This window comes from Nonomuraea sp. NPDC049028 (assembly GCF_043197735.1).
Classification (GTDB): Bacteria; Actinomycetota; Actinomycetes; order Streptosporangiales; family Streptosporangiaceae; genus Nonomuraea.
The window spans coordinates 176,683-193,289 of sequence record NZ_JBICTR010000004.1 but is presented as its reverse complement, the minus strand read 5'-3'; the positions used below and the strand labels follow the sequence as shown (position 1 = coordinate 193,289).

General features: G+C 71.6%; 4 protein-coding genes. 3 read left to right on the top strand and 1 reads right to left on the bottom strand.

Annotation, left to right across the window (positions count from 1 at the left end; all coding sequences use genetic code 11):
- Positions 1-81: 81 nt before the first annotated feature.
- The 3 genes from ACGFJ2_RS16510 to ACGFJ2_RS16500 are packed head-to-tail and all read left to right on the top strand — an operon-like array spanning position 82 to position 15,520.
- Positions 82-294, top strand: a complete 213-nt coding sequence (locus tag ACGFJ2_RS16510) for an MbtH family protein (protein WP_393468862.1) — start codon at positions 82-84, stop codon at positions 292-294.
- Entirely contained in the window at positions 291-3,647 is a 3,357-nt protein-coding gene (locus ACGFJ2_RS16505; RefSeq protein WP_393468859.1) for an amino acid adenylation domain-containing protein, read from the top strand. Before ACGFJ2_RS16510 ends, ACGFJ2_RS16505 begins: the two co-directional genes overlap by 4 nt.
- On the top strand, positions 3,644-15,520 hold the full coding sequence (locus tag ACGFJ2_RS16500) for an amino acid adenylation domain-containing protein (RefSeq protein WP_393468857.1): 11,877 nt from the start codon (positions 3,644-3,646) through the stop codon (positions 15,518-15,520). Before ACGFJ2_RS16505 ends, ACGFJ2_RS16500 begins: the two co-directional genes overlap by 4 nt.
- Before the next feature lie 61 nt (positions 15,521-15,581).
- On the opposite strand, the gene ACGFJ2_RS16495 is transcribed toward ACGFJ2_RS16500, so the two are convergent.
- Positions 15,582-16,523, bottom strand: coding sequence for a methyltransferase (locus tag ACGFJ2_RS16495; RefSeq protein ID WP_393468854.1), 942 nt, complete (start codon positions 16,521-16,523; stop codon positions 15,582-15,584).
- Positions 16,524-16,607: the final 84 nt, after the last annotated feature.

The following is a 16,607-nucleotide window of genomic DNA, read 5'->3' as shown; positions in this document are numbered from 1 at the left end:
GCGTATAGGGCGGATATTGCGGCATCTCGGATCGTGACCACATCGGGTTGAACCCAGTCACGATCAGAAGAAGGTGAGCCGGTGTCTGCCGAGCATAACGACACCTACCTCGTAGTCGTCAATGACGAAGAGCAGTACTCCATCTGGTGGGCCGACCGGGAGTTGCCCGCCGGATGGCGACCGGAGGGCGCTCAGGGGCCGAGGGAAGAGTGCCTGGCCCACATCGAACTGGTGTGGACGGACATGCGGCCGCTCAGTCTGCGCACTCGTATGGCCGAGGCCGAGGTGAAATGAGCGTCGTCGAGCCGAGCCTGCTACCAGAGCTGTTCGCCGCGCAGGCGGCGCGGACGCCGCGAGCCGTGGCCGTCGCCGACGGAGCGCGGAGGGTGGACTACGCGACGCTGGAGAGCCGGTCCAACCAGATCGCCCAGGGGTTGCTGGCCATGGGCGCCGGGCCGGAGTCCCTGGTGGGTGTCTGCCTGCGGCGTGGCGCCGACCTGATCGCCGGCCTGCTCGGTGTGTGGAAGGCCGGAGCGGCGTACGTGCCGCTCGACCCGGACCACCCGGCCGAACGGTCACGGTGGATCCTTGAGGACACGGCCGCTCCGCTGGTCCTGACCGATCGCACCGCGGGCGGTTCACTGCCGGCAGGGACGACGAAGGTCGTGATCGACGCGTTCGCCGACGCGCCGGGGACCCCGCCGCCCACGTACCCGTGTCCTGACCGGCTGGCGTACGCGATCTACACCTCGGGCTCGACCGGGCGGCCCAAGGGGGTGCTGATCGGCCACGGCGCCATCGCCAACCGGGTCCTGTGGACGGTGCGGGAGCACGGTCTCGGACCGGCCGACCGGGTGCTGCAGAAGACGATTCTGACCTTCGACGCGGCGGGCTGGGAGATCTTCGCCCCGCTCGTCAGCGGCGGAGCGGTGGTGCTCGCGCCGCACGGCGCCGAGCGCGACCCGGCGGCGTTGCTGCGCGCCGTCGCCGAGTACGACGTCTCGGTGCTGCAGGTCGTCCCCTCCCTGCTGCGGTTGCTGGTCGATGAGCCGGGCTGGAGCGAGTGCCGTTCGCTGCGGCTGCTCTTCTCGGCGGGCGAACCGCTCGACGCGGAGCTGTGCGACCTGCTCCGCAAGCGGCTGCCCGTACGGGTCTGGAACACCTACGGCCCCACCGAGTGCGCGATCGACGTCACGGCTCATCCCGTGGACCCTGAGCAGGTCGTGGGCCGGGTGCCGATCGGACGCCCGATCGACAACACCCGGCTGAGGGTGCTCGATCCCGGCGGCGCGCTCGTGCCCCTCGGGGCGCCGGGTGAGCTGTACGCCGGAGGCGCCGGGCTCGCCCGGGGCTATCTGGGCCGGCCCGCGCTGACCGCGGAACGGTTCCTGCCCGACCCGTACGGACCTCCCGGCGTGCGTATGTACCGGACCGGGGACCTGGTCCGGTGGCGGCCGGACGGCACGCTGCATTACGACGGCCGTCTCGACGAGCAGGTCAAGGTGAACGGGGTGCGGATCGAGCCGGGAGAGGTAGAGTCGGTGCTGGCGACGCACCCCGGGCTGCGCGGTGCCGCGGTGACCGCGGGGGCGGGGCCCGACGGCGCGGCCAGGCTCGTCGCGTACGTGGTGAGCCGCAACGGCGAGATTGCGGCGGGTGGCCTGCGCGCGTTCCTGCGCGACCGGCTGCCGGACGCCCTGATCCCATCCGTTTTCGTACCGATGGAGAGCCTTCCGCTGACGAGCAGTGGCAAGGTGGACCGTGCCGCCCTGCCCGCCCCGACTTTCGGCGGCGCGCAGCCGTCGGCGCGCCCGCTCACGCCCGCCGAGCGAACCGTCGCGAAGGTCTGGGAGGATCTGCTGGGCGTCGAGGACGTCCGCGCGGAGGACGACTTCTTCCAGCGTGGCGGGTCGTCGCTGCTGCTGGCCAGGCTGGCGGCCAGGCTGAGCGCCGCGGTGGGGCGCGAGGTCGCCGTCCACCGGCTGTTCGCCGCGGGCACGGTGGCCGAACAGGCGGAACTGATCGAGGCCGCGGCCGAGCCCGTCGCCACGGTGCCGCTCGCTCCCAGAGACCGCCCGATCCCGCTCTCCGTCGAACAGCACCAGCTCTGGTTCCTGGACCGCATGGACCCCGGCAACCCCGAGTGGGTGACGCCGCTGCTGGTCCGCCTGCCCGGTGACCTCGACGCCGGGATCGTCGACCGGGCGCTGTCGGCGCTCGTAGCGCGGCACGAGATCCTGCGCACCCGCTACCGCATGGACGGCGAGGAACCGTGGCAGGTGATCGACGCCGCCGCTCCCGTCCCGCTGCGGATCGTCGAGTCGTCCGGCGACGACGCGGAGCTGACCCGGCTCCTGGCCGAGGAGTTCCGGCAGGGCTTCGACCTGGTACGCGGGCCGGTCTTGCGGGCGCTCTTGATCCGCAGGGCGGCCCGTGAGCACGTCCTGTCGCTGGCCGTGCACCACATCGCGTCGGACGGCCAGTCGTCGGTGCTGCTGGGCGAGGAGATCCGGGAGCTGTGCGCCGCCCTCGCGGCGGGCCGGGATCCGGAGCTCACCTCGCTGCCGATCCAGTACGCGGACTACGCGGTCTGGCAGCGGGACCGGCTGACGGACGAGGCGCTGGAGCCTCAGCTGAGGTTCTGGCGCGAGGAGCTCGCCGAGCTGCCACGGCTCGACCTGCCGACGGACCGGCCCCGCCCGGCGCTTCGCGACCCGAGCGGCGCCACGCTCACCTTCGGCGTGCCGGAGGAGTGTTCGGCGGCCCTGGCCGAGCTGAGCCGGCGGCGTGGCACGACGCCGCTCGCCGTCTACCTGACGGCGTTCGCCGCCCTGCTCTCCCGATGGAGCGGCCAGTGGGACATCCCGGTGGGCGTGCCCGTCGCGGGCCGGACCCGGCCGGAGCTGGCGGGGGTCGCCGGTCCCTTCCACAACATGCTGGTCGTGCGCTGCGGCCTGACGCCCGAGCAGAGCTTCGAGGCCGCGATGGACGGCGTGTGGGAGCGCAATCGGCGGGCGCTCGCACACCGCGACGTGCCGTTCGAGCGGGTCGTCGAGGAGCTGAGTCCCGTACGGGATCTGTCTCGCAATCCGCTCTACCAGGTGATGTTCAACTTCATGGAGGAGGGGGTCACCGTCTCGGGCGGTGGCGACCTGGACCCGCTCAGGAATGTCTGGGCGGTCGCCAAGGCCGATCTGACCCTCTTCCTGCACATGGCTCCCGACGGCGGCGTCACCGGGATTCTGGAGTACGCCACGTCGCTGTTCGACGAGCCGACCATCGCCCGGATGGCCGAACACTATCTTCGCCTGCTGACCCTCGCCCTCGCCGATCCGTCCATCGGACTCCGGTCGCTCGGTGCGCAGGTGGATGTCCCTAAGGGCCCCATCGAGCGCCTGCTCGCGGAGCGGTTCTCGGAGCTGCTCAGCCGCGAGGTCGGCGTGGTGCAGAACTTCTTCTCCCTCGGCGGCACCTCCCGGCTGGCGCTCGCGCTGATGGCGCAGTGCCAGGAGGACTTCGATCTCGACTTGCCGGTCCGGCTGATCTTCGAACGACCGACGGTGGCACGGCTGGCCGAGGCCATCCGCACGCTCGCCGGCGCAGGACCGGACCAGGATTCCACGGTAGTGAAGGAGCAGCCGGTATGACGCAGATCGACACCGAGCGCGAGGAACTACTGCTGCGCCGGAAGACCGGTGGCCGGTCGAGGATCCCGCTCGCGAACCGCGACGCCCCGCTGCCGCTGTCCTACGGGCAGCTGCAGATGTGGTTCCTGAACCGGCTGGAGCCGGACAGCCCGGAGTACCTCGCGCCGTTGACCCTCAGGCTGACCGGGCCGCTGGAGGTGACGATGCTCGTGCGCGCGGTCAACGAGATCATCGCGCGGCACGAGATCCTGCGTACCCGGTACGTCGTGGCCGGCGCGGAGCCCGTCCAGATCGTCGACCCGCCCCGCCCGATCGCCGTCACCGTGGACGATCTGCGCGGCAGTGCCGACGCGGAGTCGCGGGGCAGGCGGATCGCCGAGCGCGAGGTCGCCAAGGGCATGGACCTGGCCGAGGAGTGGCCCATCAGGGTCCGCCTGGTGCGGATCGCCGACGACCTCTGCCTGCTGGTGGTGGTCTTCCATCACATCGCCTGCGACGAGTGGTCCCTTCGGTTGTTCGAGGAGGAACTCAGCGCACTCTACCGGGCGCCCGGCTCTCTTCCCGCGGTCAAGCTGCAGTACGCCGACTACGCGGCCCACCAGCGGCGCCGGGCCGACGACGGCGCGTTCGAGGCGCCCCTGCGCTACTGGCGGGAACAGCTCGCCGACCTCGTCCCGACCGAGCCTCCGGCCGACCGGCCCCGGCCCGACGTCCGCGGCTGGAAGGGCGCGGCGCTCCCCATCCGGATCGACGCCTCGCTCGGCACGGCGCTCCGCGAGCTCGCCCGGCACCGCGACACGACGCTCTTCACGGTTCTGCTCGCCGGATTCCAGGCGCTGCTCGCCCGCTACACCGGGCGGAGCGACATCGTCGTCGGCACGGTCGTCTCCGATCGCAACCGGCCGGAACTCCAGGCGATGTTCGGGTACGGCATCAACAGCCTCGTCATGCGCGGTCGGTGGCGGCCGGGGGACACGTTCAACGGGCTGCTGGCCGGTACGCAGTCCGCGGTGCTCGACGCGCTCGACCACCAGGACATGCCGTTCTCCCGGCTCGTGGACGAGCTCGAACCGGCCCGCGACCGTTCGCGTACGCCGCTGTTCCGCGTCGCGTTCACCATGCACGAGCCGAAGGCCGCCGTGCTCGACCTGCCGGGTGTGCGCGCGGAGTCTCTGGAGGCGCCCTGGCAGATCTCCAAGTTCGACCTCACCCTGCAACTTCAGGAGGGTCCCGACGGCTCGCTGGACGGGCAGATCGAGTACGCGACCGCGCTGTTCGACCGGGAGACGATCGAGCGGACGGCCGGGAACCTCCTACGGCTGCTGATCGAGGTCGCGGCCCGTCCGGACGTGCCGGTCGACCGGCTGGACCTGCTCGGCTCCGACGAGCTCGCCGTCGTCGTCGGCGCGGTACGCCCCCGGCCCGCCGACCCCCGTACCCTCCCCGAGGCGTTCCTGGAGCAGGTCCGCGCCACCCCGGACGCGATCGCCCTGGTCTCCGGCCAGGAGAGCCTGACGTACGCCGAGCTGAACGCGCGGGCCAACCGGCTGGCGCACCTGCTCCGGGGCATGGGCGTCGGCGCGGGCTCGCTCGTGGGCGTCTGCCTCGACCGCGGCGCGGAGCTGGTGGTGGCGCTGCTGGCGGTGCTGAAGTCGGGCGGAGCGTATCTGCCGCTCGACCCGTCGTACCCGGCCGACCGGCTGACGTTCATGGTCTCCGACGCGGGGGCACAGGTCGTCGTCACGCACACGGACCACCTCCCGCTGGTGGGGCAGGTGCACGACGGCGAGGTGATCGCCGTGGACCGAGACGCCGCCACGATCGCCGGACACCCGGACACCGATCTCGACCCCGGGTCCCTCCCCGCCGACCTCATCTACGTGATCTACACTTCGGGGTCGACCGGACGGCCGAAGGGCATGTGCCTCACCCATGCCAACGTGCTGAGGTTGTTGACCGCCACCCATGACAGGTTCGGCTTCGGTCCGGCGGACGTGTGGCCGATGTTCCATTCGTACGCGTTCGACGTGTCCGTCTGGGAGCTGTGGGGTGCGTTGCTGCACGGAGGCCGGCTGGTGATCGTCCCGTTCGACACGGCCCGATCGCCTGACGACCTGATGGATCTGCTGGTCGAGCAGCAGGTAACGGTGCTCAACCAGACGCCGAGCGCCTTCTACCGCCTGGTGCGCGCGGCGGCGCAGGGCGATCCGCGAGTGGACCGGCTGGCGCTCCGGCTGGTGATCTTCGCAGGTGAGCGGCTGGAGATGCCGGACCTGCGGCCGTGGACGGCGCGGCGCGGGCTCACCGCGCCGACGCTCGTGAACATGTACGGCATCACCGAGACGACCGTCCACGTCACCCACTACGAGGTGACGGAGAAGGACCTCGAACCGGCCGAGGCCTCCCCTGTCGGAGCGCCCATCGACGATCTGTGGGTGGTGCTGCTCGACGAGCGCGGCACCATCGTCCCCCTCGGAGCGACCGGCGAGATCTGCGTCGGCGGCGCCGGAGTCGGCCGCGGCTACCTCGGACGGCCCGACCTGACCGCCCAGCGGTTCGTGCCGGACCCGTACGGACCGCCCGGTTCGCGGCTCTACCGCAGCGGCGACCTGGCCCGGCGGCGCGCTGACGGCGGTCTGGAGTACCTCGGCCGGATCGACGACCAGGTGAAGATCCGTGGCTATCGGGTCGAGCCGGGCGAGATCCAGGCGCGGCTGCGGGCCGACCGGTCGCTGCGTGACGCGGTGGTCCTCGCCCGCGAGGACATCCCCGGCGCGCCCAGGCTCGTGGCGTACGTGGTGCCCGCCGGGCAGGACGGCTTCGACCCCGCGGAGCTGCGCGCTCGGCTGGCCGAGACGCTGCCCGACTACATGGTGCCCGCCGCGTTCGTGTCGGTGACTGAGATCCCGCTGACCGCCCAGGGCAAGGTGGACAAACGCGCCCTTCCCGCGCCCGACCACGCCGCGCTCCCCGCGGGGCGGGCGTACGTGGCGCCGCGCACGGCACTTGAGGAACTGATCTGCGCGGTGTGGGCCAAGGAGCTCGGCGCCGGGCGCATCGGCGTGAACGACGACTTCTTCGAGCTCGGCGGGGACTCGATCCTGGCCGTCGTGCTGGCAGGTGGCTTGCGTGACGCGGGCCTGGACGTACGGGTCGCCAATCTGTTCGAGTCGCGCACGGTCGCCTCACTCGCGCGGCACGTCGCCGGTCGGCAGGGCGAACCGGCGGTCGTGGGCACCACCGCCCTGGTGCGGCCGTTCGCGCTGCTCTCCGAGCAGGATCGCGCCAAGCTGCCGGAGGGCGTGCTGGACGCGTACCCGATGTCGCGGCTGCAGACCGGCATGGTCGTCGAGATGCTGTCCGACAGCGACCTCAACCTCTACCTCAACGCCACCGCGTTCGGGGTCCGCGACGACCGGCCACTGGTGCCGGACCTCCTGCAGGAGGCGACCCGCACGGTCGTGGGGCGTCACGAGGCACTGCGGACGTCGCTGGACCTCACCGGCTTCTCGGTGCCGATGCAGCTGGTCCACCGGGCAGAGGACGTGGACGTGACCGTGCCGGTCGCCGATCTGCACGGCCTCGACAAGGAAGGGCAGTGGCGGGCCGTACGCGCGTTCGTGACGCGGGAGCGCACCCGGCTCTTCGACCTGGCGCGGCCACCCCTGATCAGGGTGTCGGGTCACCGCTGCGACGGCGACAACTGGTGGATCACCATCACCGAGTGCCACGCGGTGCTCGAAGGGTGGAGCTACCACACGCTGCTCATGGAGATCCTCACTGTGTACCGGGCCCTCCGCGACGGGGTGGAGCCCGCCCTGGTGGAGCCGCCCGCGATCCGCTACGCCGACTTCATCGCGGCCGAGCAGACCGTGCTCGCCGACACCGCCGAGCGCGAGTACTGGCGTTCGGTCGTCACCTCGGTCCCGCGATTCGCTCTGCCCGCAGGGCTCGGAGCCGGACCTGACGTCCCCAGACGGGAGTACCGGATCCGCATCCCGCTGGCCGGCTACATGGACGGGCTGCGGACGGCGGCCACCGCCGCCGGGGTGCCGCTGAAGAGCATCCTGCTGGCGGCGCACATGAAGGTCATGAGCACGCTCACCGACCAGCGGGAGTTCTTCACCGGCCTGGTCTTCCACGGGCGGCTGGAGGCGCCGGGCGCCGACCGGGTGCACGGCCTGTACCTCAACACGCTGCCCTTCCTCTTCCAACGGGGCGCTCGCACCTGGGGGGAGCTGGCGCGGCGGGTGTTCGAGCGTGAGACCGAGCTCTGGTCGCACCGGCGCTTCCCCATGCCCGAGATTCAGCGGGACGCGGGCCCGGACCGGCTGATCGACACGCGTTTCGTCTATCTGGACTTCCACCAGGTGGACACCGACCTCCTGGACGGTGACGCCGTCATCGACGACAGCCCGACGGAGTTCGGGCTCGGCGTGCACATTCTCGCCGGGCAGCTCATGGTCACCGCCAACGTCCAGATCGTCTCCGAGTCCGCCGTGGACCGGCTCGGCGAGATGTTCCGGGCCGTGCTGGACGCCATCGTCGCCGATCCGGACGGCGACGCCGACGCCGTCCTGCTGCCGCCCGGCGAGCTCGACCGGCTCGTCGCCGAGCTGAACACCACGCGTACGCGGCCGGTCGAAGCCTCCGTTCTCGACCTGTTCGAGCACCAGGCGGCGGCCCGCCCGCGTGCCGTGGCGGCGGCCTTCGACGACGGCTCGTGGAGCTATGCCGAGCTCGACGAGAGGGCCAATCGCATCGGCCACCGCCTCCGCGCGCTCGGGGCCGGTCCGGAGAGCGCCGTGGGCGTGCTCCTCGACCGCGGCCCCGACCTGCTGGCGAGCCTCATCGGCGTGTGGAAGTCCGGCGCCGCGTTCGTGCCCCTCGACCCGTCGTTCCCCGTCCAGCGGGTGGAGACGATGCTCACCGACGCCGGGGCACAGGTGATCGTGACGGATTCGGTCCGCGGTGCTGAACTCGGCGGCTTCACCGTCCTGGAGCTCGACAAGGAGGCGCTGGACGGGCTTCCCGGCACGTCCCCGGCCGTCCCCAGGGATCTGGACGGGATCGCACAGATCATCTTCACCTCCGGCTCGACCGGACGGCCGAAGGGCGTGCTCGTCACCCACCGCGGCCTGGCCAACCACGTGCGGTGGGCGGCGGAGGAACTGGCCGCGCAGGGTAAAAAGGGCGCGCCGCTGTTCTCCTCCGTGGCCTTCGACCTGGTGGTGCCCAACGTCTGGGCGCCGCTGGCGACCGGGCAGCCCGTACGCCTGCTTCCGGCTGACCTGGACCTCTCCAGGCTGGGACGGGTACTGGCCGGGCACGGACCCTACAGCTTCATCAAGCTGACCCCCGGCCATCTCAACGTGCTCGCCGACCAGCTCACGGCCGCGCAGGCGGCCAGGCTCGCCGAGGTGATCGTGGTCGCGGGCGAGGCGCTGCCCGGCAGCACCGCGCAACACTGGCTGCGGCTCCTGGGGCCCGGCGGCCTGGTGAACGAGTACGGCCCGACCGAGGCCACCGTCGGCACCTGCATCTATCCGATCACGAAGCAGGAGCGGGACAAGGTCGTCCCCATTGGCCGCCCGTTGCCCGGGATGACCATGTACGTGCTGGACGAGCACCTGCGGCCGTTGCCGTTCGGCGTGACCGGCGAGCTCTACGTGGGCGGCACCGGGGTGGCGCGCGGCTACGTCGGCCGCCCCGGTCTGACCGCGGACCGGTTCGTACCGGACCCGTTCGGCAGGGCAGGCAGCCGCCTCTACCGTACGGGCGACCGCGCCTGGGTCAGGGACGACGGAGCGGTCTGCTTCGCCGGCCGGGTCGACGACCAGGTCAAGGTGCGCGGCTACCGGGTCGAGCCCGGAGAGGTCCGCGCGGTGCTGATGGACCACCCGGAGGTACGGGAGGCCGTCGTCGTCGTACGCGAGAGCGAAACGGGAGACCGGTCGCTCGTGGCGTACTGCGTGCCCACTGGTGAGGCCCTGCCGCCCGCCGAGGAACTGGTCCGGCACGCCGCCACCCGGCTGCCCGAGTACATGGTCCCGTCGGCGTTCGTGTCCATCGACCGGGTCCCGCTGAACGCCAACGGCAAGGTGGATCGCGCGGCGCTGCCCAAGATCGACGCGAGCGGCGGTAGCGTCTCCGGCCACCTCGAGCCGCGCACTCCGCTGGAGGCGCAGATCGCCGAGGTGTGGCGGGAGGTGCTCGGGCAGGACCGGATCGGCGTTCATGACAACTTCTTCGAGCTCGGCGGGCACTCCATCAGGGCGGTCAAAGTGGTGGGCGCGCTGCAGGCGGCCGGGCTCGATGTCTCCGTGCGGGACGTCTTCGAGTACCGCACCGTGGGCGCGCTGGCCGAAGCACTGGCGGACCCGGCGGATCGGGGAACGGTCGCGGACGACAGGAGGCCCGTCGAGCCGTTCGAGCTGGTGACCGAGGAGGACCGACGCCTGCTGCCCGGCGGACTCACGGACGCGTACCCGCTGTCCGAGGTGCAGCGCGGCATGATTGTGGAGATGCTGGCCGGTCAGGAGCACAGCTACTACCACAACACCCTGTCCTTCCTGGTCCGCGACTCGGAGCCGTTCGCGCTGGAGGCGCTGCGGGAGGCCGCGCGGCTCGCCGCCGACCGGCACGAGGCCCTGCGGACCTCGATCGAGCTGTCCGGCTACTCGGTGCCCATGCAACTGGTCCACGAGTCGGCGGAGATCCCCGTACGGATGCTGGATCTGCGTGGACTGGACCAGGGCGCACGTGACCTGGCCATGCGGCACTTCCGGGCACAGGAACGCGCGCTCCGCTTCGACCTGGAACGGGCGCCGCTGATGCGCGTCACCGCGCTGCTCAGGGATGACGATTCGTGGTGGCTGTCGTTCACCGTGCTGCACGCGGTGAGCGAAGGCTGGAGCTTCCACGGCCTGCTCATGGAGGTCCTGGACGACTACCGTGCGATCAGGGACGGCGCCGGACCGCGTCGGATCGAGCCCGCCTCCGTCCGCTACGCGGACTTCATCGCCGCCGAGCTGCGCTCCCTGGAGTCGGCCGACGATCGGGAGTTCTGGCGCGACGTCGTGACCGACCGGCCCGGCTTCGCGCTGCCGACCGCCTGGGGCGAGGGGTCGCAGCAGCCGCGGGAGGACTACCACGTCATCCTGCAGTACGCCGACCTTGAGGAGCGGCTGCGCGAACTCGCCGCCCGGGCCAAGGCGTCGCTCAAGAGCGTGCTGTTCGCCGCCCACCTGAAGGCGCTCAGCATGCTCACGCCGGACCAGGCGTTCGTCTCCGGACTCGTCTGCAACGGGCGGCTGGAGGTCCTGGGGGCCGACCGGGTCTACGGCATGCATCTCAACACGCTGCCGTTCACGCACGACCGTACGGCGCGGACCTGGCTCGAACTGGTGGAACAGACCTTCGCCCGCGAGGTCGGCCTCTGGCCGCACCGGAGGTTCCCGATGCCCGTCATCCAGCGGGAGATGGGCGATGGGCGAAGGCTCATCGGCGTGGCGTTCAGCTACCAGGACTTCGACCAGGTCGACACCGGGCTGATCGACGTGACGGCCACCGAGGGGGAGGACCCCACCGAGTTCGCCCTCGGCGTGCCGTGCACCCCCAGGTACCTCATCCTCCGTTCCAACTCGCGAGCGATGAGCAGGCAGAACGCCGAGAGACTGGCGGCCATGCACCGCGCGGTGCTGGAGGCCATGATCGACGACCCCGAGGGCGACGCCCGCGCCGCCTGCCTCCCGCCGGCCGAACGCGACCGTGCGATGGCGGGCGCGGCGATCGAGCACCCGGTGCCGGAATCCCTCCACGGGGTGTTCGAGGAGCGCGTACGGGCGACGCCCGAGGCGATCGCCGTCTCCCACGCTGTCACCCAGGGCGGCGAACAGCTGACCTACGCGACCCTGAACGCCCGCGCCAACCGGCTCGCCCACCGCCTGCGGGTGCTGGGCGCGGGACCGGAGACGCTGGTCGGCGTCTGTCTCGATCCGGGCGTCGATCTGGTCGTCACGCTCCTGGGCGTGCTCAAGGCCGGTGCGGCCTACCTTCCGCTGCCGCCGACGTCACCGCCGGACCGGCTGCGGTTCATGCTGGCCGACTCCGGGGCCCCGGTGGCCGTCACGACGGCGGAACGCGCTCCGTCGCTGGCCGGCGACGATCACGAGGCCGAGCTGGTCCTGCTCGACGTGGAGCCGCTCGGCGCGTACCCGGAGTCCGATCCGGAAGGCCGGACGATCCCCGGTCACCTGGCGTACGTCTGCTACACCTCGGGCTCGACAGGCCGTCCGAAGGGCGTCGCGGTGACGCACGCGAACGTGCTGAGGCTCTTCGCGGCGCTCGCCGGGCAGGCCTCGTACGAGCCGGACCGCACCTGGGCGCTGCTGCACTCCTACGCCTTCGACGTGTCGGTGTGGGAGCTGTGGGGGGCGCTGCTCCACGGCGGGCGCCTGGTCATCGTGCCGACGGAGACCGCGCGATCGCCGCGTGACCTGCTCGACCTGCTGATCGCCGGGCGGGTCACCACGCTCTCGCTGTCACCGGTGGCGTTCCGCTCGATGATCGGCGCTGCCGACGGCGACGAGGCGACGCTGTCGCGGCTGGCGCTGCGTGAGGTGGTCTTCGGCGGTGACCGGCTCGAACCCTCGGACCTGGACGGCTGGGGGCTGAAGCGATGCGACCTCGCCCACGCGTACGGGCCGACCGAGTGCACCGTCCACGTCACCTACCAGGCGCTCACGGCCGCCGACCTGACCAACGTCGACGGCGTGCCGATCGGACGGTCGCTCGACGACAACCGGGTGTACGTCCTGGACCCGTACGGGCACGAGGTTCCCGAAGGGGCCGCCGGAGAGCTGTACGTCGGCGGCGCCGGGGTGGCGCGCGGCTACCTCAACCGGCCGGAGCTGACCGCGGAGAGGTTCGTTCCCGACCCGTACGGGCCTCCTGGCTCGCGCTGCTATCGCACCGGTGACCTGGTACGCCGCCGGTCCGACGGCTTCCTGCACTTCCTCGGCCGGATCGACGACCAGGTCAAGGTGCGCGGGCATCGGATCGAGCCGGGCGAGATCCAGGCCGTGCTCGCCGCCCATCCCGCCGTGCGGGAGGCAGCGGTGACCGCGCGCGGTGACGGGCCGGCCGAGCGGCGGCTCGTGGCGTACTGCGTGCCCGACGGCGGGGAACTGCCGCCTGCCGCCGAGCTGGCCGACTACTGCGCGCAGCGGCTGCCGGAGTACATGGTGCCGGCCGCGTTCGTGCCGCTGGAGCGGATCCCGCTGACCGTCAACGGAAAGCTCGACCAGCAGGCCCTTCCGGCACCGGCACGCTCGGCGCTGTGGTCGGGACGCGAGTTCGTCGCACCGCGTACGGAGACGGAGCGGACCCTGGCGGGGATCTGGTCCCGGCTCCTGGGCGTGGATCCGGTTGGGGCGCACGACAGGTTCTTCGACCTCGGCGGCGATTCGATGACCATCCTGAAGGCGATGACGCTGGCCAGAGAGGCCGGGCTGCGGGTGACGCTGCGGCTGCTGTACCAGCACGGCTCGATCGCCCAGCTTGCCGCCGCCCTCGACGGCGCGCGGATCACCGGCTCCTCCGTGGGCGTGCGCCTGACCCCGGCACAGCGCCGGGTGCTGGCCCGGCCCGGCGGGTACCGTTTCGATCACTGGCAGGCCCGGGTACGCGTCCCGGCCGGCCTCGCACCTGAGGCGCTGGAGGGCGCGCTGCGGAATGTCGCGGCGCGGCATGAGGCGCTGCGGTTGCGGATCGCGCCGGGATCGGTGACCGGGTCGGTGGCGAGCGATGCCTCGGTGCCGTTCAGGCAGGTCAGGGTCGCCGACGACGCGCTCGACGGGGCGGCGGCCATGGCGTACGAGCGGCTCGACCCGGAGAACGGGCCCCTGCTCAGCGCGGTGCTGGCCCGGAGCGGGGCGGACCGCCCGGCCGTTCTGATCGTCGCGGTGCACGAACTGGCGGCGGATCGCGCTTCCTGGCCGATCCTGCTCCGCGACCTGGAGGCCGCGTGCCGGGGCGGCGACCTCGGCGCGGCTCGCGGCGGGAGCTCCGACGGGGCGAGCCCCGGCACGGGAAGCCGTGATGGGGTGCTGCGCGGGTGGGGTGCCGAGCTGGAGCAGGCGGCGGCGTCGCCTGATCTGGTGGCTCAGGCACACCTCTGGCTCACGCGGATGCCGTCGCCGTCGCTTCCCGTCGATCGCCCGGCGGGCACCGGGACGGTGGCGAGCGAACGGTCGATCAGTGTCGCTCTGCCTGCTCGGGTTCCGGGACGTGAGGCGCTGCTCGCCGCCCTGGCGGTCGTGCTCGCCCGCCGGACCCGCGCGGACCGTGTGCTCGTCGACGTGGAGGCCAGGGCGGGGCGCGCGCCCGGCGACGCGGTCGGGCCGTTCGCGCACCGTTACCCGCTGGACCTGTGGATTCCGCCGCGACGCGACCTGGCGCTCGCCTCGGTGACGAGCCAGCTGCGCGGTGTCCCGGACGAGGGGTTGGGCTACGACCTGCTGCGTCACGCCGGTCCTGACGAAGCCGTCGCCGACGCCCTCGCCGCGCTGCGCGCGGCCGAGGTCCGCTTCGGCTACTCGCTCGACGCCGGCGCGCCGGACGAGTTCGTGCCCGAGCGGATCGCGGCGGTACGCGACCCGCTGGCCGAGCGGGAGTACGTGCTGGAGGTGGACGCGACGATCGGTGCGGAGGGTCCGCAGCTGACCTGGACGTACTCGGCGGAGGTGCACGACGAGACGACGATCCGCGGCCTCGCCGCGGAGGTCACGGCGGAAGTCACAGCGGAGGCCGGCACCGCGGCGACGCCCGCCAGTGGAGTCGCAGGTCTGGCGTCGATGATCCCGTCGCCGCTCGCGACGATGGAGCGGCACCACGTTCCCGGGGTCAGCCTGGCGGTGATCCGCGACGGCCGTGTCACCGAGACCGGCGCGTACGGCAGTCTCGACGCCCGCCGGTCGGAGCCGGTGACGCCCGACGCGGTGTTCCGGGTGGCGTCGGTGAGCAAACAGGTCACCTCGCTCGCCACCCTGGCGTTGGCGGCCCAGGGGATGCTCGACCTCGACGCCGACGTCAATTCCTACCTCACCTCCTGGCAGGTGCCGGGAACCGAGGGGGCGCCGGTGACCGTACGGCAACTGCTGGCCAACACCTCCGGGCTGGCCCGGGAGTCGGTCTACCGTCCGTACGAGAAGGGCGAACTGGTCCCCACGGTGCTGGACGCGCTGCTGGGCAGGCCGCCGGCGAGGACTTCCGCGGTCCGGCCCAAGTGCCCGGCCGGGGAGCTCTTCGAGAAGAACCCGGTGAACTACCTGGTCCTCGAACATCTGCTGACGGACCTCACGGGATCGGACTTCCCGGCGCTGATGCGGAAGACGGTGTTCGGGCCGCTGGGCATGGCGGGCAGCGGCTACGAGAGCGACTTCCCGCAACGGTCCGGCCGTCCCATCGCCCAGGGCCACGACTCGTTCGGCATGGCGACCGGCACGTACGGGCCGATCCATCCGGCGACGGCCGCCGGAGGGCTGTGGACGACGGCCGGTGACCTGGCCCGAGTACAGCTGGAGATCAGGCGCGCGTACCTGGGCGAGCCCGCGCTGATCACCCGCGAGCTCGCGGAGGGCATGCTCACCGCCACCCCGGGCAGCCTGTACGGCCTGTCCATGATCGTCGACAGGTCGGACTCCGAGCTGGACTTCGGCGCCGTCGGCGAGTTCTCCGGGTACTGGGCGATGACCATGTGCCGGATCTCCGGCGATGGTTTCGTCCTGCTGGCCAACGGCGACGGGGGGCGTGGGGTCGCGACCTTCGTCACCGAGATGACCGGGGGGACGGGGCGGTTCGGCACACCCTGACCTGACCAGACGACGACCGGCCGCTCGGGTGTGAACCCGGGCGGCCGGCCGTTGCGCGGGGTTACTTCCGGTGGCCGATGATCAGGTGCTTCTCGCCGCGGGTCCGGTGCACCTCGCAGTTCGTGAACCCGGCGGCCTCCAGCAGCGAGCGGTACTCCTCCGCGGTACGGTGCCGCCCCTCGGTCTCGACGTGCATGGTGAGGTTCATGACCGAGGTGGACAGCGGCCCGGTACGCGTGTCGTCGAAGAGCCTCTCCATGATGAGCACGCGGCCCGGAGGCGTGCACGCCCGGAAGGCCTTCTCCAGCAGCCTCGCGCAGGTCTCATCGGTCCAGTCCGACAGCACGTACCCGAAGGCGACGCAGTCGCCCGCGGGAATCTCGTCGGTGAAGAAGTCCCCCGCCACGAAGGTCAGCCGATCGGTCAGCCCCTGCTTCCTGGCGGACTCCAGCAGGTACGGTTCGACCTGCGGCAGGTCGAAGACGGTCGCGCGCAGCGCGGGGGAGTGCCGTAACGCCGCCGTGGCGAAGGGGCCGGTGGCGCCTCCGACGTCGATCAGCATGGCGACGTCGTCGAGCCCGGCGAGGGCGGCGATCTCCTGGGACGGCCCGAAGCTGAGATCCCACATGGCCCGCAGGAAGTTCCGGGTGGCCGTGTCGTCGCGGTAGATCGTCTCGAACGGCGAGGGCAGGTCGCGATCGACCGCGGCCTTGCCGTCCCGCAGATAGGAGTCGAGGCGGTCGATCTGCCTCGAGGTCTCCGTGACCATGTGCTCGACGAATCCGCCGATGTAGCGCGCGTCGTTCCTGTCAAGGTACGGGCGTATCTCCTCGGGCAGGGAACAGCGGCCATCGGGCGCCATCCGTACGACGCCGAAAGCGACCAGGACAAGGAGAACCCGTTCAAGGGTCTCCTCCTCGACTCCCAGCGCCGCGGCCAGCGCCGTGCTCGTCGACTCGCCGTACTCGATGAGATGTGAGAAAACACCGTGCTTGTCCGCCACGTGGAGGACCGAAGTGGATATCGCTCCATATACGGTGCGTTCGAGTTCGCTCGGTAACATATGCCCTGTCCGTTTCCAGTCGAA

What these genes read in the sequence shown, in the direction of transcription:
- ACGFJ2_RS16505 (WP_393468859.1), top strand. Translation starts at nt 291, where the DNA reads ATGAGCGTCGTCGAGCCGAGCCTGCTACCAGAGCTGTTCGCCGCGCAG.
- ACGFJ2_RS16500 (WP_393468857.1), top strand. Translation starts at nt 3,644, where the DNA reads ATGACGCAGATCGACACCGAGCGCGAGGAACTACTGCTGCGCCGGAAG.